This is a genomic window from Microbacterium sp. NPDC096154, from assembly GCF_040302945.1.
GTDB lineage: Bacteria > Actinomycetota > Actinomycetes > Actinomycetales > Microbacteriaceae > Microbacterium.
The window spans coordinates 171,433-190,866 of sequence record NZ_JBEOSM010000002.1 but is presented as its reverse complement, the minus strand read 5'-3'; the positions used below and the strand labels follow the sequence as shown (position 1 = coordinate 190,866).

Below are 19,434 nucleotides of genomic sequence, written 5' to 3'. Positions count from 1 at the left end.
ATCCCAAGACGTGTCGTCGGTGCACGGCAGCACGGGCGTCCGCTCAGGCCGGAGGTGGGAGGATCGATTCATGACCTCCACGCCCGAGCGCTCCATCGACCACGCCAAGGAGGGTCGGGCCGTCACGTTCGCCTCGATCGAGGAGGCGTTCGTGCGCTACGGCACGCCCGTCGGCAACCTCGAGCTGCTGCGGCGCATCGCAGCCGACGTGGGCCCCGCGGGCATCATCGGCTTCCGCACGTACTTCAAGATCGAGCGCAGCGCCGGCGGCCCGGCGCTCGAGGTGCACGACGGCTACACCACGGGCTTCCGCTCGGAGTCCGACGCCGCGCGTCTCGCGGGCGACCGTCCCCGCTGGCCCAGCCGCCGCTTCCGCGGTGCGTGGGGAATCACGCACTACGAGACCCGTGAGCGCCCGCTCGCCGACCGCGCCAAGCGCCCTGCCGGCAGCCGCGCGTCCGGCTCGCGCACGTCGGCGCCGCGGGCGACGGCGGCGCGCAGCGGTGCGTCCGAGCCGCGCGAGGGCCAGGTGTGCATGTCGTGCTTCCAGGTGATGCCCCTCACGGGCATCTGCCCCAACTGCGGCTGACGGGCGTCATCCCGCCGGGCGAAGAGCCCGCTGTCAACCCTGGTGCGGCGCCCCGCGGTGCGATGCGAGGCTCGAAGCTCCCGACGGAAGGAGCAAGGATGACCGATCTGCGCATCGCCGTGATCCTCGGCAGCACTCGGCCCGGCCGCAACGGCGAGGCCGTCGCCCGATGGGTGATGGAGCAGGCCGCCGACCGGGCTGCCACGTACGAGCTGGTCGACCTGGCCGAGCACGACCTGCCGCTGCTGGACGAGCCCGTGCCGCCGTCCATGGGTCAGTACCAGAACCAGCACACCAAGGACTGGGCGGCCGTGGTCGCCCGCTACGACGGGTTCGTGTTCGTCACGCCCGAGTACAACCGCGGCACCTCCGGGGCCCTGAAGAACGCGATCGACTACGCCTACGCCGAGTGGAACGACAAGGCCGCGGCGTTCGTCGGCTACGGCTCCATCGGGGCGGCACGCGCGATCGAGCACCTGCGCGGGATGTGCGCCGAGCTGCAGATCGCCGACGTGCGCACGAGCGTCAACTTCATGCTCGCCACCGATTTCAAGGACTTCCACGAGTTCACGCCGGGCGATCACCACCCGCCGATCGCGCAGGACATGTTCGGACAGCTCGAGCGCTGGGCCGGCGCCCTGAAGCCCCTGCGCGAGTGAGGGGCTCCGGCACGCCCCGCGGCGTCGCCGATCCGGATCGCGTGTCGGCCGCTAGCGTCATGGGGGAGGTGCAGGATGACCGAACCGGATGATCCGAGCCCGCTCGGCGCACGCGCGCAGCTGGCGGCGCTCGCCGCGGCCCGCGCGCCGTGGCTGAGCGGCATGCCGCGAGCGGCATCGCCCCGGGCGGCCGCCGTGCTGATGCTGTTCGGCGTGCTGGACGGCACGCCCAGCGAGCGCGCGGCACATGACGCCGCGGTCTCGCGCGACCTCGACGTGCTGCTGCTGTCACGCGCGGCGACGCTGCGCCACCACGCGGGCCAGGTGGCGTTTCCGGGCGGCCGCGTCGACCCGGGCGACGACGGACCCATCGCCGCAGCGCTGCGCGAGGCCCACGAGGAGACGGGGCTCGACCCGGCGGGCGTCGACGTGCTGGGCACGCTCCCCGCTGTGCCGCTCGCGTTCTCGAGCCATCTGGTGACGCCGGTGCTCGGGTGGTGGCGCGACCCGTCGCCGGTGCGTGTGGTGGACGAGCGGGAGTCCGCCGCCGTGTTCCGCGCTCCGGTCGCCGACCTGCTCGATCCGGCGCATCGGGGCGTGACGGTCATCCATCGCGACGGGCGCGAGTGGCGCGGCCCGGCCTTCACCGTCGGCGACCACCTGGTCTGGGGGTTCACGGCGATGCTGCTCGACGCGCTGTTCGACCGGCTCGGGTGGGCCGAGCCCTGGGACCGCGACCGCGTCGTGCCGCTGGCGTAGACCGGGCCGGATCCCGCGCTCCGGACATCCTGTCGTCGGACATTCCGTCATCGGACATTCCGTCATCGGACATTCCGTCATCGGACATCCGGAGCGCGGGGCCGATCAGTCGCCCTTCACGTTGACCAGCTGGCGCAGCGTGTGCCGAACGCTCACCAGGTCTGCGGCGTCCGCCATCACCCGGTCGATCGGCTTGTAGGCCGCCGGGATCTCGTCGAGGAACGCGTCGGTGTCGCGGTACTCGATGCCCGCCATGGCCTCGCGCAGCTGCTCGCGCGTGAACAGGCGCCGCGCGGCCGACCGCGAGTACTCGCGTCCCGCGCCGTGCGGCGAGGAGTTGAGCGACAGCGGGTTGCCGAGGCCCTCGACCACGTACGACGCGGTGCCCATCGAGCCCGGGATCAGGCCCGGCCGACCGGCATCGGCCCGGATCGCTCCCTTGCGCGACACCCACACCTCCTCGCCGAAGTGCGTCTCCTTCTCCGTGAAGTTGTGGTGGCAGTTGATGCGCTCGTGCTCGACCACCGGCTCGCCGAGGAATTCGCCGAGCTGGCGCGCGACGCGGTCCATCATCTCCTCACGGTTGAGCAGCGCGAAGTGCTGTGCCCACCGCAGCTCGCGGATGTAGCGGTCGAACTGGTCGGTGCCCTCGCTGAGGTACGCCAGATCACGGTGGGGAAGCTCGATGCGCTCCTGCTTCGCGATCTGCTGGGCGACAGCGATGTGGTGCGTGGCGATCCTGTTGCCGACGCCCCGCGATCCCGAGTGCAGGAACATCCACACGGCGTCCGTCTCATCGACGGACACCTCGATGAAATGGTTGCCCGATCCGAGCGATCCGAGCTGCAGACGCCAGTTGCGGGCGTACGAGGCCGGGTCGAACGCGGCCTCCTCGGCCATCCGCTCGAGCTCCGCGATACGCGGCTCGGCGGTCGCCACCACCTTGCGGTTGGCGTGACCGGCGGACAGCGGGATCGCCCGCTCGATCTGCTCGCGCAGCGGCGCGAGGCTGCGCGCGGTGAGCCGATCGCGCGAGAACTGCGTGCGCACGGCGATCATGCCGCATCCGATGTCGACGCCGACGGCCGCGGGCATGATCGCCCCGAGCGTCGGGATGACCGATCCGACCGTCGCGCCCTTGCCGAGGTGCGCGTCGGGCATGAGGGCCAGGTGCGGGTGGATGAACGGCATCTGCGACGAGACGCGCGCCTGCTCGAGCGTGAGCTCGTCCAGGATCGACGCCCACGACAGCAGGCGGTTCGAGAGCCTCTCCATGGTTCCTTTCCTTGATTTGAGAGGGCGGGCCGGGGATCCGGGATGCCGCCTGCCCTGTCGACCCTGCGGGTCGGTGGAAAGGAGACGCCCCGGACCTGTGCGGTGCGGGGCGTGAAAGCAGTCGAAGGCTGACTTAGACGACCGGCGCCGGAGGGCATGGCTCGTAGCGGCGCTGGGGCTCATTCCCCAGAACCGTGCGCTGCAGCGTGCTCACGCTCACGAGTGGTCCTCTCGGCCTGCCTGGCACCTCGCGCCGGCGGCGCGGGGCTCTGTGCCGGACGGCACAGACCTGCCACCGTAGCGGCGACACGCCCGGGATGTCAACGTCGCTCGCATGCGTGGAGGGCGTCCCGTCGTGAGACGGGACGCCCTCGGCGGGGCGCAGCGTTCAGGCGGTCTGGACCAGGTGGTCCACGTACGCGCGGGTGGTGAGGAACGGGCGGAACCCCTCGCTCAGGGCGACGTCGCGGAACACCTCGGCGGCCTCGTCGAAGCGGTCGCCATCGCGGCGCTCGACCTCGGAGAGCACCTGATCCACCAGGTCCGAGATGTACTCGCGTGTGATCTCGGTGCCCTCCTCGGTGGACTTGTCCTGCCGGATCCACTGCCAGATCTGCGAGCGAGAGATCTCGGCGGTCGCGACGTCCTCCATGAGCCCGTCGATCGCCACGGCGCCCTGGCCGCGCAGCCACGCCTCGATGTACCGCACCGCGACCGACACGTTGGCGTGAACGCCGGCGTCGGTGATGGGGCGGCCGATCCAGAGGTTCAGCAGGTGCCGCTCGTACACCTGCACGTCGTCGCGCTGGCGGTCGAGCTGGTTCGGGCGGTCGCCCAGCGCGGCGTCGAACTCGGCGCGCGCGACGGGGATGAGGTCGGGGTGCGCCACCCACGTGCCGTCGAAGCCGTCGGCCGCCTCGCGACGCTTGTCGGCGGCGACCTGCTCGAGCGCCCGGGCGTTCTGCTCGGGGTCGCGCCGGTTCGGGATGAACGCGCTCATGCCGCCGATCGCGTGGGCTCCTCGCCTGTGGCACGTCTTGACCAGCAGCTCGGTGTACGAGCGCATGAAGTCGACGGTCATCGTGACCTGGTTGCGGTCGGGCAGCACGAACCGCGAACCACGGCCGCGGTACGTCTTGATGATCGAGAAGATGTAGTCCCAGCGCCCCGCGTTGAGACCCGCGCAGTGGTCGCGCAGCTCGTACAGGATCTCCTCCATCTCGAATGCCGCCGGCAGCGTCTCGATCAGCACGGTCGCGCGGATCGTGCCGTGCGGCAGGCCGAGATAGTGCTCGGTGAACGAGAAGATCTGATCCCAGAGCCGGGCCTCCTCCGACGACTCCAGCTTGGGCAGGTAGAAGTACGGCCCGCGACCCTGCGCGATCAGCGCGGTGGCGTTGTGGAACGCGTACAGGCCGAAGTCGACGAGCGAGCCTGATGCCGCCATCGTGCGCTTGTAGCGGTCGGTGAAGTGCATGTGGTGCTCTTCCATGTGCCAGCCGCGCGGGCGCATCACGATCGTCGGCGTGCGCTCGGCGGTGACCTCGTAGCGCTTGCCCTCGGGGCTCGTGTAGCCGAGCTGCCCGCGGATGGCGTCGTACAGCGACAGCTGCCCGCCGATCACATTGCGCCAGGTGGGGCTCGTGGCGTCCTCCTGGTCGGCGAGCCACACGTTGGCGCCCGAATTCAGGGCGTTGATCGTCATGCGCGGGTCGGTCGGACCCGTGATCTCCACGCGGCGGTCCTCAAGTCCCGGGCCGGCGCCTGCGACCCGCCACGTGTCGTCATCGCGGATGTGCGCCGTGTCGTCGCGGAACCGCGGATTGCGGCCGTTGCCGATCTCGTAGCCGTGGCGCATCCGGTCGGCGAGGCGGTCGTAACGGGCCCCCGCGAACAGCTCGTGCAGCTGCGCGACGAAGGCGAGCGCCTCGCCCGTGAGGATCTCCTCGTAGCGTTCGTGCAGCGGGCCGACGACGGTGAGGGTCGGCACGATGCGGTCGTGCACCGGCTCCTGCCGGATCGCGCGGGGCGGGGGAGCGATGTCGGTGATGGTCATGATGTCCTCCAGAGGATCGAGAATGCGAAGGCGGCCTGATGGGCCGGGTCAGTGGAACTGCGCGGCCTCGGTGGAGCCGACGAGAGCGAGGGTGGCGCTCGAGGGGTTCAGCGCGGTCGAGACGTGGTCGAAGTAGCCCGTGCCGACCTCGCGCTGGTGCTTGGTGGCCGTGTAGCCATCGGCCTCGGCGGCGAACTCGGCGTCCTGCAACTCGACGTAGGCCGACATGCCGCTCGCGGCGTAGCCGCGCGCCAGCTGGTACATCGAGTGGTTCAGGGCGTGGAAGCCCGCCAGGGTGATGAACTGGAACCGGTAGCCGAGCTCGGCGAGGTCGTCCTGGAACGAGGCGATCTGGGTGTCCGTGAGGGCGCGGTGCCAGTTGAAGCTGGGCGAGCAGTTGTATGCGAGCATCTTGCCCGGGAACTCGGCGTGGATCGCCTGGGCGAACTCGCGGGCCAGCTCGATGTCGGGCGTGCCGGTCTCGACCCACAGCAGGTCGGCGTACGGCGCGTAGGCGAGACCGCGCGAGATGACCGGCTCGATGCCATTGCGCACGCGATAGAAGCCCTCGCTCGTGCGCTCGCCTGTGAGGAAGGGGCGATCGCGCTCGTCGACGTCGCTCGTCAGCAGGTCGGCGGCGAGAGCATCCGTGCGGGCGATCTGGATGGTCGGCACGCCCGCGACGTCGGCCGCCAGGCGCGCGGCGTTCAGCGTGCGGATGTGCTGCTGCGTCGGCACGAGCACCTTGCCGCCGAGATGTCCGCACTTCTTCTCGCTGGCCAGCTGGTCCTCCCAGTGGATGCCCGCTGCCCCGGCCTGGATCATCGCGTGCGCCAGCTCGTAGGCGTTGAGAGGCCCGCCGAAGCCGGCCTCCGCGTCGGCGACGATCGGCGCCATCCAGTCGCGCGTGGTCGATCCCTCGGCCGACTCGAGCTGGTCCTGGCGCAGCAGGGCGTTGTTGATGCGTCGCACGACAGCGGGAACCGAGTTGGCCGGGTAGAGCGACTGGTCGGGGTAGGTCTGGCCCGACAGGTTCGCGTCGGCCGCGACCTGCCACCCCGACAGGTAGATCGCCTTCAGCCCGGCGCGCACCTGCTGCACGGCCTGGTTGCCGGTGAGGGCGCCGAGCGCCCGGATGTACCCGTCGCGTCCTTCGGGCTGGGCGGTGAGGCGGTCCCAGAGGGTCTGCGCTCCGCGACGCGCGAGCGTCGCCTCCTCCCGGACGGTGCCGCGCAGCCGGATGACGTCCTCTGCCGTGTAGTCGCGGGTGACGCCGGTCCAGCGCGGGTCGGCGCTCCACTCCAGACGCAGATCGTCGGCGGTCTGCACCTGGTCGCCGGGGCGGGTGGGCTGCGAAGGAAGGCTCATCGTCGTGCTCCTCGGATCGGGTCCCGGATGCCGGGACTGCGGCTGGTGACATCCACGATGAGCGAACAATGGCGCCTTTCCACGAGGTTTCTGGGCAGAAGTTCGCTCGATCTTCTGCAGAGCGGATGTCTGTGCGAGGATCTGCGGCATGGAACTCGTGGAAGAGGTCGACGAAGCCGACGCGCTCGCGATCGGGCGGCGCATCCGGCAGCTGCGCGTGCAGCGCGGCATGACGCTCGACGCGCTCGCGGCGCAGGTGGGGCGTGCGCCGAGCCAGCTGTCGATGATCGAGAACGGCCGGCGCGAGCCGCGGCTGTCGATGCTGCGCACGATCGCCAAGGCGCTCGGCACGTCGCTCGACTCTCTGCTGCAGGGGGAACCCCTGGACGAGCGGACCGAGCTCGAGCTCGGCGTCGAGCGCGCTCTCCGCGGAGCGCGGCTGCAGGCGCTCGGGATCACGCCGTTCCGCATCCCCAAGTCCACCCCGGACGAGGCGCTGCGGGCCATCCTGCGTTTGGCCGGCGAGATCGACCGACTGCACGACGAGCGGTCGGCGACGCCCGAGCAGGCCCGGCGTGCGAACGTCGAGCTGCGCCGGCTGATGCGGCGGCAGGACAACCACTTCCCGGAGCTCGAGAAGGCGGCGGCCGACCTACTGCGCGCGGTCGGGCACCCGGGTGGCGCCCTGACCCAGCGCGCCACGAGCGAGATCGCGTCGCACCTGGGCTTCACGATCCATCACGTGTCGGACCTGCCTCAGACCACGCGCAGCGTGCTCGACCTCAAGAACGGCCGGCTCTATCTGTCGGATCGCCACCGCGGCGACCCGCGCAGCGTGGTGCTGCAGGCCCTGACGGCGCGGGTGCTGGGCCATGCCGAGCCCACCGACTACGCCGAGTTCCTGCGCCAGCGCGTCGAGCAGAACTACCTCGCCGGCGCCCTGCTGATGCCCGAGCGGCACGCGGTAGACGTGCTGCAGGACGCCAAGAAGCGCAAGGCCATCTCGATCGAGGACCTGCGCGACACATACTCCGTCTCGTACGAGACGGCGGCCCATCGGTTCACGAATCTCGCGACGCGGCACCTGGGCATCCGGGTGCACTTCCTCAAGGTGCACGAGTCGGGCACGATCACCAAGGCCTACGAGAACGACGACGTGAACTTCCCGGCCGATCAGCTCGGGGCCATCGAGGGGCAGATGTGCTGCCGTCGCTGGACCAGCCGCGCCGTCTTCACGGCCGACGATCGCTTCAACCCGTACTACCAGTACACCGACACGGGCAACGGCACGTACTGGTGCACGGCACGCGTCGAGCACTCGCCGCAGGGCGCGCATTCGGTCAGCGTGGGCGTGCGGTTCGAGGACACGAAGTGGTTCGTCGGCCGTGACACCCCCAACCGCGGCGTGTCACGGCACTCCGTCGAAGCGTGCTGCCGGCGGCCCCCGGCCGAACTGGAGGACGCCTGGCACGACGGCGCCTGGCCTCACGTGAGCACGCCCCGCACGCTGCTCGCCACCCTGCCGACGGGCTCGTTCCCCGGCGTCGACACGACCGAGGTGTACGAGTTCCTCGAGCGCTACGCGCCTCGCGCCTGAGCACGCGCCGCCGGGGAAGCGCCCCGGCGGCGCGTGATAAAGTCGCCCTTTGGAAGCGTGTCCGAGCGGCCGAAGGAGCATGGCTGGAATCCATGTAGGCGGGGTAACTCGTCTCGCAGGTTCAAATCCTGTCGCTTCCGCTCTCGCCCTGATCAGGGCACGAAGCCCCGCACCTCGAGGTGCGGGGCTTCGTCGTCTCCGGGCCCCGTCGTCTCCGGGCTCGGGGACGCTCGTGGTCAGCAGCTCGTGGTCAGTGGCCTTGGACGCGCGGGCGCACGAACAGCGAGCGCGGCAGCATCGACGCCCGCAGGCGTTCACGACCCGCCGGCAGCAGCGCCAGGCGCGACTGCGTCAGCGCGCGGGAGAGATCGGGCCCCGTGGTGAGGTCGGGCGGCGCGAACGATGCGCGCTCGATGCCCGCCACCAGCGGCGACAGCGCCGACGACGGCACATCCTGTGTGCTCGCCAGGCGCGCCGCGAAGGTCCGCGGCGACTCGCTGAGGTCGACGCTCAGCCCGGCGTCGATCGCGAGATCCTGCAGCTCGCGCCAGGCCGCTGCGGCGTCGCCGCGGCGCGCGCGCCCCAGCCGCACGTTCCAGCGCACCGCGCGGACCACCGCGGGTAGCGCCAGCAGCACCACGACACCCAACGCGACGCCGACACCTCGCAGCAGGCCCGCGAGGTCGAAGCGGGAGCCGGTCGAACCAGGGCTGTCGATGTCGCCGCGGTCGTCCGGGCGCGACGCGCTCGCGCTGGGCACGGGTGCGGGGGAGTCGTCCGGGCGCTGTGAGGGCGCCGTGCCGGGCGTTGCCTGCGATCGCAGCGAGGTCGGCGTGCCGAGCCCCACGGTGGGCTCGAAAGGCAGCCAGCCGATGCCCTCGAGATACGCCTCGGGCCAGGCGTGCAGCTGCGAGCCGAGCACCGAGTACACCTCCTGGCCGTCGATCTCCTCGCCGGTGCTGTCGCCGGGCAGGAAGCCGACCACGACGCGCGCCGGGATGCCCACCGAGCGCGCCATCACCGCGAACGTCGACGCGAAATGCACGCAGTAGCCGCTGCGCTCGACGAGGAAGCGCTCGATCGCGTCCATGCCCGAGCCGTCGAAGCCCTCCTCGACGGGCGCTTCGAGCGAGTACTCGAAGCCACCGCCGCTGCGGAACCAGCTCTGCAGCGCCACGAGCCCGTCGTACGCGTTGCCGGCGTCGCCCATCACCTCGCGGGTGAGCGCGCGGAAGGACGCACCCACGCGCTCGTCCGGCAGCGCCATCGCGTCGAACGAGAACTCGACGGAATCGGGCGGGTTCGACAGCGCGAAGTCCTGGTCCCCGTCCCCCTGGGTGCGCGGCATGGCGGCGCGCGCGCGCTCGAGCGTCGGCTGCGGCTCGTGCGACAGCACCTCGTACCGCTGGCCGAGGGCGCTGGCCGTCGCGCTGCGCACCGTGCGGTTGAGGGGGTTCACGGCCCATTCGCCGACCACGCCGTCGACCTCGACCGCCGGGTACGGCAGTGGGAGGTACTCGCTGCTCAGCCTCGTGATCTCGATCGAGGTGGTGCGCACGGCGCTGGCCACGGTCGACGGGAACGGGCGGAACTCCAGCGGCCCGCGCGGCGTGCTGTCGGGACTCCACGCCTCACCGTCGAACCGGCTCAGCGTGGCCACGCGAAGATACGGCGCAGACGGGGCGTCGGTGCGCAGGCGCAGCACCTCGACGTCGGCCGGGCGCCTCAGGTCGTCGCCCAGGTCGAGGCTGGCGGTGATGGTCGAGGTGCGTCCCACGCCCCCGCCGGCCGGCGCCGACAGCGGCACGAGGGGCGCCAGCACGAGCGCGCCGACGACGGAGCCCACCCCGAGCACCGCCGCCCACGTCGACGCGACCGGTCCCGCCTCCATGCCGGGCCGGCGGGATCGGATCTCGGTGCGCGCGATCCACAGCACGGCGCCCAGCAGGATGGCGGCCGGCACGAGGTCGGCATCGCCCGGCACCGCGAGCTGCGGGATCACGAACACCGTGATGAGCAGCGCCGCGGCCAGCAGCGGCAATCGGGTGGCGCGCACGATATGCCCGACACAGAATGCGAGCAGGCCCCCCGCGGCGATCAGCACGAACGCGAACTCCGCGCTGGGTGCCATCGGGGCGACGCCCTCGACCACTTCGACGCGCACGGCATCGAACACCGCGGGCAGATCCCGCAGCACCGCGGGTGTCGGCACGACACCCAGCAGCGCGTCGTCGTGGCCGAGCGCGACCGTGGCGCAGACCGCCCACACGAGCAGCTCGGCGATGGCGGCGAGCACGCCGGGCACGCCCAGGCGGCGCAGCGCGTATCCCGCGAACAGCACGAGCAGCACCGTGACGACGGCTCCGAACAGCCACGACGGCAGGATGAGCCGCCCGATCGGCAGCATCGCCGCGATCGTCGCGACGGCCGCCCCTGCGGTGAGGGCGAGGTCGCCTCGCGTGTGCCGTCGCTCACGCCCGCGCCGCGGCGGGGGAGGCAGTGGGCGCGACGTTCGAGGCGGCGCGTCGCCGACGGCGGGCGGGGCTGGTCGGCGGGCGTCAGTGAGCGACACGGGAACCCACCTCCCCGAGCGCCTCGGCCGGCCGTGTGGCCGCGATCCATGCGGCCTCCACGTCCATGCCCAGGCGGGCCGCGTGCCACCCGGCGCCGGCGGCGCGCTCGAGTGCGTCGCCCCGCGGGTCGACGCTCAGCAGCACGGCACGGGCCGCCTGCGCCGCCACCGGGGCGATGGTCGCGATGTCCTCGCCCGACACGCGTCCGGCGACCAGGATGACCGGGGCCGCCGACCAGTTGCGGATGCCGATGGCCAGACGATCGAACGTGTCGCCGGAGCGTGGCCCCACCGAGGCGAACGCGACCAACAGCTCGGCCATGTCTTCCTGAGACTCGACGATCGCGATCGGTGCGCCGTCGGAGTCCATGACGTCGACGGAATACCCGTCCCGCGCCAGGCTCCACACCGCCGACGCGCACAGCGCGACCGCGACCTCGAACCCCTCGTCCTCGCCACGCGCGGCCTCCGGGGTCCACCGGGGCAGGCTCCGGTCGAACACCACGACCGCGCGCGGCGTGGTCTCGCGCTCCTCCTCGCGCACCATGAAGGAGCCGTGGTGCGCCGATGCGCGCCAGTGGATGCGCCGCATGGAGTCGCCCGGAGCGTAGGGGCGTGGGATGAGGTTGTCGGCTCCCTGGCCGTGCCGGTCGGTGCTCGCCTGCGACCCCCCGGTGGCACCGGGCGCGCCGGGGAGCGAGGGCAGGGGAGTGACCGCCGGCACGATGGTCACCGCGGTGCGCACGCCGACCGTGGTGCGCCGTCGAGCGAGTCCGAACGGGTCGATGGCCACGGTCTGCAGCGGCCCCAGTGCGTGCCGCCCGCGCGCCATGCCCATCACGGCATACGAGACCTCGAGCGTGCCGCGTCCCCCGGGTGGCAGCTCCCCGGTCGAGCCTTCGGGAGAGGCGTCGGTGCCCATCGGCCGCAGCGCCTCCGGCAGCGCGTCCGTCCAGGTGCCGCCGGGCACGGGCCGCGTCGACAGCACGAGCCGGGCCCTCACGTGCGAGATGCCGCCGACGCTCGCGACATCCGTCGAGAGCGAGCGGTCGACATCCGTGACCCGCCCCGCGAGACGCAGGGTGAGCCATCCGCCTGCCGCGAGCAGCAGCAGCGCGAGCCCGAAGACCGCGAGCTCGATGCGCCCCAGCCCGCCCGCCGCGAACACGAGCACCGCCCCGAGTACGACCGCCGCCAGTCCGCGCAGCGTGAGCGGAGCGCCCCCGAGGGGGCCGGAGGGCGACGCGTGCGACATGGCCGGATCCCGGGTCAGTGAACGGCGAGGGGCACGCGCACGGTGGCCGCGATCCGCTGCAGGATCTGCGGCACGGGATCGCCCGCGCGGTGCGCGCTGGTTGCGGAGTGGGACGGGATGAGCCGATGCGCGAACACGGGCTCGAGCAGGTCGGTGACGTCGTCGGGGATGACGAAGCCGCGTCCGTCGAGTGCGGCCCACACCTTCGCGGCGCGCACGAGCTGCAGCGTCGCGCGGGGGCTTGCGCCCAGGCGCAGATCCGGGTGCGTGCGGGTGGCCTGCGCGAGAGCCACGGCGTACTCCTCGATCGCGGGCGCGACGTGCACCGACCGTGCGAACTGGATGAGCCCCGCGATCTCGTCGACCGTGACGACGGGGCGCAGTGCCGCGAGCGGGTTGTCGGTGTCGCGCTGACGCAGCATCAGCGTCTCGGCCTGGGCATCCGGGTACCCCATCGAGATGCGCAGCATGAAGCGGTCGCGCTGCGCCTCGGGCAGGGGGTAGGTGCCCTCCATCTCCAGGGGATTCTGCGTGGCCACGACGAGGAAGGGGTCCGGCAGCGCGTGCGAGCGGCCGTCGACCGTCACCTGCCGCTCCTCCATGGCCTCGAGCAGTGCCGACTGGGTCTTGGGCGAGGACCGGTTGATCTCGTCAGCGATCACGATGTTGGCGAACACCGCGCCGGGCGTGAACTCGAACTCGCGCGTGGCCGGATGGAACACCGACACGCCCGTCACGTCGCTGGGCAGCAGATCGGGCGTGAACTGGATGCGGCGCACGCGCGCCTGGATCGACGCCGCGACCGCCCGGGCGAGGACCGTCTTGCCGACGCCCGGCACGTCCTCGATCAGCAGGTGCCCCTCGGCCAGCAGTGCGACGAGCGCGCTGCGCACGGCGTGCGGCTTGCCGTCGATCACCGAGGTCACCGACCGGATGATGGCATCCGTGGCCTGCTGGAAGCGCTCGGGGCTGAGGGACTGGGACACGGCGCTTCCTCGCTTCGGGTAGACTGGGGGCAGCTCTCCGCGTGGCGACATCCAGGCCAACTCCCCCAGGACGGAAACGTAGCAAGGGTAACCGGGCTCTGTCGGGTACGCGGAGAGTCTTTCTTTTTCCCTCCCACCGTGCATGCGGCGCGGGGAAGGGCCGGGACCACGAGAGGCCGGATCCGCAACGTCGCGGATCCGGCCTCCTCCGGTCCGTCGGGTCGGGCCGGTCCTCACGCGCCCGGCGCACGCCGGGCGGTGTCTGTCAGTCGGCGTCGCCGACCGAGATCGCCTCCGCCGTCTCCAGATCGGTCTCCTCGGCACCGTCGGCGCGCGTGAGGTGACGACGCCCCGCGACCACGATGACCATCGAGATCACGAGCACCACGACGCCCACGAGGAACGGCACGGCCGTCGAATCGAAGACCGTCTCGCCGAGCCAGGAGGCGAGCGGCGGGGCCACGGCGCCGCCGAGGAAGCGCACGCCCGAGTACGTGCTCGACGCGACCGAGCGCGGCAGATCCGTCGCGTCCATCGACACCTCGGTCAGCACGGTGTTCATGACCCCGAGCAGCAGGCCGCCGACGATCACGAGCACGATGAGGGCCGTCACGCTGGACGACAGCAGCGCCATGAGCAGTTCGACCACGGCCAGCGCAGGCAGCACCGCGATCAGCACGGTCGTGCGGCGCATCCGGGCCGTCAGCATGGGCGCCACGAACACCGAGGTGACGGCGACCGCGAGGCCCCATCCGAAGAAGATCCATCCGAGGGTCATGGCGTCGTGCACGCCGAGCGGCACGAGCGCGAAGGGGGTCCATGCCAGCAGCACGAAGAATCCCATGTTGTAGAACAGCGCGGTGAAGGCCATCACGAGCAGCGACCGGTTGCCCAGGGCGCGGAACGGCGCGGACAGCTTCGTGGGCTGCGGGGCGGCGTCGGGGATGCGCAGCAGGGTGACGATCGCGATGAAGCCCACGGCCATGAGCACGGCGGTGCCGAAGAAGGGCGCACGCCAGGAGACCGAGCCGAGCAGGCCGCCGGCGAGGGGGCCGATCGCGAGGCCCACGCCCAGTGCCGCCTCGTACAGGATGATGGCGCCGGCGGCGCCGCCGCTCGAAGCGCCGATGATGGTCGCCAGCGCCGTCGAGATGAACAGGGCGTTGCCGAGGCCCCAGCCCGCGCGGAATCCGATGACGCCGCTGACCGAGCTCGACAGCCCGGCGAGCGTGGCGAACACGACGATCACCGCGAGGCCGATGAGGAGGGTCTTCTTCGCGCCGATCCGGCTCGACAGCCACGACGTGAAGAACATCGCGGCGCCGGTGATCAGCAGGTAGGTCGTGAACAGCAGTGAGGTCTCGGTGCTCGTGGCGTGCAGCTCCGAGGCGATGGCGGGGAGGATCGGATCCACCAGGCCGATGCCCATGAAGGACACCACGCAGGCGAAGGCGATCGCCCAGACGGCAAGGGGCTGCTTCAGGATGCTGCCGCCGGAGTGGGCGTTCATTCGGCTCCGTTCATGAGGTCGGTGCGTGCGTTCAGCAGCGCGGCGGTGGTGCGGATGGCGGCCCAGTCCTCATCGGAGAGGCCGGCGAACTTCGGGGCGAGCACCTCGCCCACCGTGTCGATCCAGGCACGCCGGGCGGCTGATCCCGAGTCGGTGATCTGGATGACCGCCGCGCGGGCGTCGGCGGGGTCGGGGCGCTTCTCGACGAGACCCGCGGCCGCCATCAGCTCGACCAGGCGGGTCATGCCGGGCTGCGTCACGCGGCATGCCGCGGCGAGTGCCCCCACGCGCATCGGCCCGCTCTCCTCGAGAACCGTCAGAGCGCGCCACTGTGCGGTCGGTGTGGTCGAGCCGGCTTCCTGCGCCACGACTCTGGCGAGTCGGTACGCGGCGGTGATGATCTCAGTGAGAGCCTCCGTCGATTGCATACCTAAAGCATATACCTTCGGCATGTAACGCGGGTCGGTGCGATCGAACCCTGCCCGGCGTCGGACGCCCGACGTAGGGTGGGCCTGTGGCGAGGAGCATCTACATCACCTCGGCGGAGGGGCACTCCGGCAAGTCCACGATCGCGCTCGGGGTGCTCGATGCCCTGAGCCGCGTCACGCCGAAGGTGGGGGTGTTCCGGCCCATCGCCCGCTCGACCGTCGAACGCGACTACGTGGTCGAGATGCTGTTGGGCCACGACGGCGTGGACCTCGACTACGACCAGTGCGTGGGCGTCACGTACGACGACGTGCGCGCCGACCCCGAGGCGGCGCTCGCCACCATCGTCGGCCGCTTCAAGGCCGTCGAGGCGCAGTGCGACGCCGTGGTGGTGCTGGGCAGCGACTACACGGACGTCGGCAGCCCCGCCGAACTCGCCTACAACGCGCGCATCGCCGCCAACCTCGGCACGCCCGTGCTGCTGGTGCTGGGCGGACGGGCGCAGCAGGGACAGGCTGAGCAGCTCGGCACGACCACCGCGCGCACCCCCGGCGAGATGGCGCAGCTCGCCCATCTCGCCCTTCCCGAGCTGCAGCGCGGCCGCGCCGAGCTCGCGGCCACCGTCGTCAACCGCGCCGACCCCGACCGGCTCGGCGACATCCGCGAGGCGGTCGCGCAGGCCGTCGGCGCCGACGCGCCCGTATGGGCGCTGCCCGAGGACCGGATGCTCGTGGCGCCGTCCATGCAGGACATCCTGCGCACGCTCGGCGGCGCGCTGCTGAAGGGAGACGAGCAGCTGCTGACGCGCGAGGCGCTCGGCGTGGTGGTCGCCGGCATGTCGATGGTCAACGTGCTGCCGCGCCTGACCGAGGGGGCGGTGGTGGTCATCCCCGCCGACCGCACCGAGGTGCTGGTCGCGGCCCTGCTGGCCAACCAGTCGGGCACCTTCCCGTCGCTCGCCGGGGTCGTGCTGAACGGCCCGTTCCCGGTGCCGGATGACGTGCTGCGGCTGATCGACGGGCTCGGCTCGACCCTGCCGATCATCACCACGGATCTGGGCACCTACGAGACCGCGGTGCGCGTCATGAGCGCGCGCGGGAGGGCATCCGGATCGGGGCGGCGCTACGACACCGCGCTGTCGCTGTTCGAGCAGCACGTCGACACCGCGGAGCTCACGCGCGTGCTCGGCGTCGCCCGCGCGACGGTCGTGACGCCGCTGATGTTCGAGTACGGGCTGCTCGAGCGCGCCCGCGCCGACCGCCGCCACATCGTGCTGCCCGAGGGCGACGACGACCGGGTGCTGAAAGCCGCCGCGTCGCTGCTCACGCGCGGCGTGGCCGAGCTGACCATCCTGGGCGATCCGGACCAGCTGCGCTCGCGCGCCACCGAGCTGGGCCTCGACCTGTCGCAGGCCCACCTGCTGAGTCCCTTCGATCCCGAGCTGGTCGAGCGCTTCGCGACCGAGTACGCGCGGCTGCGCTCGCACAAGGGCGTGACGTACGAGAAGGCCGCCGACACCGTCACCGACGTGTCGTACTTCGGCACGATGATGGTGCACCTCGGGCTGGCCGACGGCATGGTGTCGGGTGCCGCCCACACCACCGCGCACACGATCCGGCCGGCGTTCGAGATCATCAAGACCAAGCCCGGGGTGTCGGTCGTCTCCAGCGTCTTCCTGATGGCGCTCGCCGACCGCGTGCTGGTCTACGGCGACTGCGCCGTCATCCCCGATCCCACGTCCGAGCAGCTCGCCGACATCGCGATCTCGTCCGCCGCGACCGCCGCGCAGTTCGGCGTCGAGCCCCGGGTCGCCATGCTGTCGTACTCGACGGGCGAGAGCGGATCGGGCGCCGACGTCGACAAGGTGCGCCTCGCGACCCAGCTCGCGCGCGAGCGGGCGCCCGAGCTGCCGATCGAGGGGCCCATCCAGTACGACGCGGCCGCCGACGCAGCGGTCGCGAAGGCCAAGCTGCCCCAGTCGGCCGTGGCGGGGCGCGCGACCGTGTTCGTGTTCCCCGACCTCAACACGGGGAACAACACGTACAAGGCCGTGCAGCGCTCCGCCGGTGCCGTGGCCATCGGGCCCGTGCTGCAGGGCCTCAACAAGCCGATCAACGACCTCTCGCGCGGCGCCCTGGTGCAGGACATCGTCAACACGGTCGCGATCACGGCGATCCAGGCGCAGGGAGCCTCGTCGTGAGCGTCGTGCTCGTCGTCAACAGCGGGTCGTCGTCGTTCAAGTACCAGCTGCTGGACATGCGGCACGAGCGGCTGCTGGCGTCGGGGCTCGTCGAGCGCATCGGCGAGGACACCGGCATCGCCACCCACACCGTGCGTTTCCATGCCGAACCGGGCCGGCCGGCGCCGACCGTGCTCGACTCGACCCATCAGGTCGAGCGCCCGATCCCGGATCACACCGCGGGCTTCGCGGCGATGCTGGAGGCGTTCGCGCAGCACGGCCCATCGCTCGACGAGCAGCCGCCGGTCGCGGTCGGCCACCGCGTGGTGCACGGCGGCGCGCGCTTCTTCGAGGCCACGGTGATCACCGACCTGGTCGAGATCAACATCGATGACCTCTCCGTGCTCGCGCCCCTGCACAACCCCGGCGCCGTGCAGGGCATCCGGGCGGCGCGACGGGCGTTCGGCGGCATTCCGCACGTGGCGGTGTTCGACACGGCCTTCCACCAGACGCTGCCACCCGCCGCGTACACGTACGCGATCGACCGCGATCTCGCCGAGCGGCACCGCATCCGGCGCTACGGGTTCCACGGCACGAGCCATCGCTACGTCAGCGCGAAGGCCGCCGAGTTCCTGGGCCGGGATGTCGCGCAGCTCAAGCAGATCGTGTTCCACCTCGGCAACGGCGCGTCGGTCACGGCGATCGACGGCGGCCGCTCGGTCGAGACGTCGATGGGGCTGACGCCGCTCGAGGGGCTCGTCATGGGCACCCGCTCGGGCGACCTCGATCCGGCCGTGCTGCTGCACCTCGCGCGCCGGGCGTCGATGTCGATCGACGACCTCGACCGCCTGCTCAACAAGCGCAGCGGCCTGCTCGGGCTCGCGGGCGTCGGCGACATGCGCGACGTCACGGCACGACGGGCCCAGGGCGACGAAGCGGCGCAGCTGGCCTACGACGTGTACATCCACCGGCTGCGCACGTACGCGGGCGCGTACCTCGCCCAGCTCGGCGGCGTCGACGTGATCTCGTTCACGGCAGGCGTCGGCGAGAACGCCGCGGAGGTGCGCGCCGACGCCCTCGAGACCCTGGGCTTCGCGGGTGTCAGGATCGACCCCGAGCGCAATCGGGCGCGCGAGCGCGGTGCGCGGGTGATCTCGGCCGACGACTCGGCCGTCACGGTGCTGGTGGTGCCCACGAACGAGGAGCTCGAGATCGCTCGGCAGACGCTCGCGGCGTCATCCGGCTCCGCGGGCTGAGCGGCGGCTTCACCACGCGTCCGGTGACCGCGGCGCGTCGCGACCCGGCGTCCGACCGCCATGCCGACCCCGCGCGCGGCGTCGGCATGGCGGGCTACGCTGGTCGCGTCTCACCCGAGCACGCCGGAGCCGGAGGAAGCATGAGCAGCCTGCCCGACCTGACTCAGTACGACGCCGTGCTGTTCGATCTCGACGGGGTGATCACGCCCACCGCCGAGGTGCACATGCACGCGTGGCGGTCGATGTTCGAGCAGCTGTTCGACGACTGGGGCATCACGCCGCCGTACACCGACAGCGACTACTTCGATCACCTCGACGGCAAGAAGCGCTACGACGGCGTGGCCGCGCTGCTGCGCAGCCGCGATGTCGAGGTGCCCTGGGGCGACCCCTCGGATTCTCCCGACGACGACACGATCTGCGGCATCGGCAACCGCAAGAACGTCGTGTTCTCGCGCGTGCTCGCGGACGAGGGCATCCAGGCGTACCCCGGCACGCTGCGTGTGCTCGACATCCTCGACGCTGCAGGCGTTCCGGCCGCGGTGGTGTCGAGCTCGAAGAACGCCGAGGACGTCCTGGCCGCGGCGGGCATCCGCGACCGCTTCCCGGTGGTCATGGACGGCATGGTGGCCGAGCGGGAGCACCTGCCCTCGAAGCCCGCGCCGGACGTGTTCCTCGAGGCCGCGCGGATGGCGGGCGTCGACCCCTCCCGCGCCGCAGCCGTGGAGGACGCGATCTCGGGCGTGCAGTCGGCCGCCGCCGGGCGGTTCGCGCTGGTGGTGGGCGTCGACCGCGGCGCAGGGTCGCGCGCGCTGCAGGACGCCGGTGCCCACGTCGTCGTGTCCGACCTCGCCGAGTTCGCCGACGCGCACGATGCCGGTCGACGCGACGAGCGCGGATCCGGCCCCGACAGCCCGTCCTCAGGTTGAGCCAGGGAGACTGTCACGACC

At 71.7% G+C, this 19,434-nt stretch carries 15 protein-coding genes, 1 tRNA gene and 1 other RNA gene; 9 read left to right on the top strand and 8 right to left on the bottom strand.

Annotation, left to right across the window (positions count from 1 at the left end; translation table 11 throughout):
• Positions 1-70 precede the first annotated feature (70 nt).
• The 3 genes from ABTW64_RS03395 to ABTW64_RS03385 all read left to right on the top strand — a co-directional run bounded on the left by ABTW64_RS03395 (position 71) and on the right by ABTW64_RS03385 (position 2,007).
• A complete protein-coding gene (locus ABTW64_RS03395; RefSeq protein WP_350619200.1) occupies positions 71-589 on the top strand; it encodes a hypothetical protein in 519 nt (172 codons plus the stop codon).
• 98 nt (positions 590-687) lie between these two features.
• The gene (locus tag ABTW64_RS03390; protein WP_350619197.1) at positions 688-1,248 is read left to right on the top strand and encodes an NADPH-dependent FMN reductase; all 561 of its coding nucleotides are present in this window, start codon (positions 688-690) and stop codon (positions 1,246-1,248) included.
• 75 nt (positions 1,249-1,323) lie between these two features.
• The gene (locus ABTW64_RS03385; RefSeq protein ID WP_350619195.1) at positions 1,324-2,007 is read left to right on the top strand and encodes an NUDIX hydrolase; all 684 of its coding nucleotides are present in this window, start codon (positions 1,324-1,326) and stop codon (positions 2,005-2,007) included.
• 105 nt (positions 2,008-2,112) lie between these two features.
• Here the strand turns inward: ABTW64_RS03385 and ABTW64_RS03380 are convergent, their stop codons facing one another.
• The 3 genes from ABTW64_RS03380 to aceA form a co-directional block, all read right to left on the bottom strand.
• The gene (locus ABTW64_RS03380; RefSeq protein WP_350619193.1) at positions 2,113-3,282 is read right to left on the bottom strand and encodes an RtcB family protein; all 1,170 of its coding nucleotides are present in this window, start codon (positions 3,280-3,282) and stop codon (positions 2,113-2,115) included.
• A 388-nt stretch (positions 3,283-3,670) separates the two neighbouring features.
• A complete protein-coding gene (gene aceB, locus ABTW64_RS03375; RefSeq protein ID WP_350619191.1) occupies positions 3,671-5,338 on the bottom strand; it encodes a malate synthase A in 1,668 nt (555 codons plus the stop codon).
• 48 nt (positions 5,339-5,386) lie between these two features.
• Positions 5,387-6,706: an isocitrate lyase gene (gene aceA / locus ABTW64_RS03370; protein WP_350619189.1), complete on the bottom strand. Its 1,320-nt coding sequence runs from the start codon at positions 6,704-6,706 to the stop codon at positions 5,387-5,389.
• Positions 6,707-6,854: 148 nt separating this feature from the next.
• Between aceA and ABTW64_RS03365 the strand changes: the two genes are divergently transcribed.
• Together ABTW64_RS03365 and ABTW64_RS03360 are read left to right on the top strand one after the other, a co-directional pair.
• Positions 6,855-8,303, top strand: coding sequence for a helix-turn-helix domain-containing protein (locus tag ABTW64_RS03365; RefSeq protein WP_350619187.1), 1,449 nt, complete (start codon positions 6,855-6,857; stop codon positions 8,301-8,303).
• A 51-nt stretch (positions 8,304-8,354) separates the two neighbouring features.
• Positions 8,355-8,443: transfer RNA gene (locus ABTW64_RS03360), tRNA-Ser, on the top strand.
• A gap of 110 nt (positions 8,444-8,553) precedes the next feature.
• On the opposite strand, the gene ABTW64_RS03355 is transcribed toward ABTW64_RS03360, so the two are convergent.
• From ABTW64_RS03355 to ABTW64_RS03345, 3 genes are read right to left on the bottom strand one after another with little or no spacing between them, the layout of a single operon-like run.
• Positions 8,554-10,875, bottom strand: coding sequence for a transglutaminase TgpA family protein (locus ABTW64_RS03355; protein WP_350619185.1), 2,322 nt, complete (start codon positions 10,873-10,875; stop codon positions 8,554-8,556).
• Positions 10,862-12,130, bottom strand: a complete 1,269-nt coding sequence (locus ABTW64_RS03350; RefSeq protein WP_350619183.1) for a DUF58 domain-containing protein — start codon at positions 12,128-12,130, stop codon at positions 10,862-10,864. The genes ABTW64_RS03355 and ABTW64_RS03350 overlap by 14 nt, the downstream gene beginning before the upstream one ends.
• Positions 12,131-12,144: 14 nt before the next feature.
• Positions 12,145-13,116, bottom strand: coding sequence for an AAA family ATPase (locus ABTW64_RS03345; RefSeq protein ID WP_350619181.1), 972 nt, complete (start codon positions 13,114-13,116; stop codon positions 12,145-12,147).
• Positions 13,117-13,144: 28 nt separating this feature from the next.
• On the opposite strand from ABTW64_RS03345, the gene ffs reads away from it, so the two are divergent.
• Positions 13,145-13,241, top strand: an RNA gene (gene ffs, locus ABTW64_RS03340) — signal recognition particle sRNA small type.
• Between the two features lie 140 nt (positions 13,242-13,381).
• Here the strand turns inward: ffs and ABTW64_RS03335 are convergent.
• Positions 13,382-14,626, bottom strand: coding sequence for an MFS transporter (locus ABTW64_RS03335; RefSeq protein ID WP_350619179.1), 1,245 nt, complete (start codon positions 14,624-14,626; stop codon positions 13,382-13,384).
• Positions 14,623-15,054, bottom strand: coding sequence for a MarR family winged helix-turn-helix transcriptional regulator (locus ABTW64_RS03330; protein ID WP_350619177.1), 432 nt, complete (start codon positions 15,052-15,054; stop codon positions 14,623-14,625). The genes ABTW64_RS03335 and ABTW64_RS03330 overlap by 4 nt, the downstream gene beginning before the upstream one ends.
• 86 nt (positions 15,055-15,140) lie before the next feature.
• Between ABTW64_RS03330 and pta the strand changes: the two genes are divergently transcribed.
• From pta to ABTW64_RS03315, 3 genes are all read left to right on the top strand, one after another.
• Complete coding sequence (gene pta / locus ABTW64_RS03325) at positions 15,141-17,252, top strand: phosphate acetyltransferase (protein WP_350619175.1); 2,112 nt, start codon at positions 15,141-15,143, stop codon at positions 17,250-17,252.
• The gene (locus tag ABTW64_RS03320; RefSeq protein ID WP_350619173.1) at positions 17,249-18,487 is read left to right on the top strand and encodes an acetate/propionate family kinase; all 1,239 of its coding nucleotides are present in this window, start codon (positions 17,249-17,251) and stop codon (positions 18,485-18,487) included. The genes pta and ABTW64_RS03320 overlap by 4 nt, the downstream gene beginning before the upstream one ends.
• Positions 18,488-18,627: 140 nt before the next feature.
• On the top strand, positions 18,628-19,413 hold the full coding sequence (locus tag ABTW64_RS03315; RefSeq protein WP_350619171.1) for an HAD family hydrolase: 786 nt from the start codon (positions 18,628-18,630) through the stop codon (positions 19,411-19,413).
• Positions 19,414-19,434 lie beyond the last annotated feature (21 nt).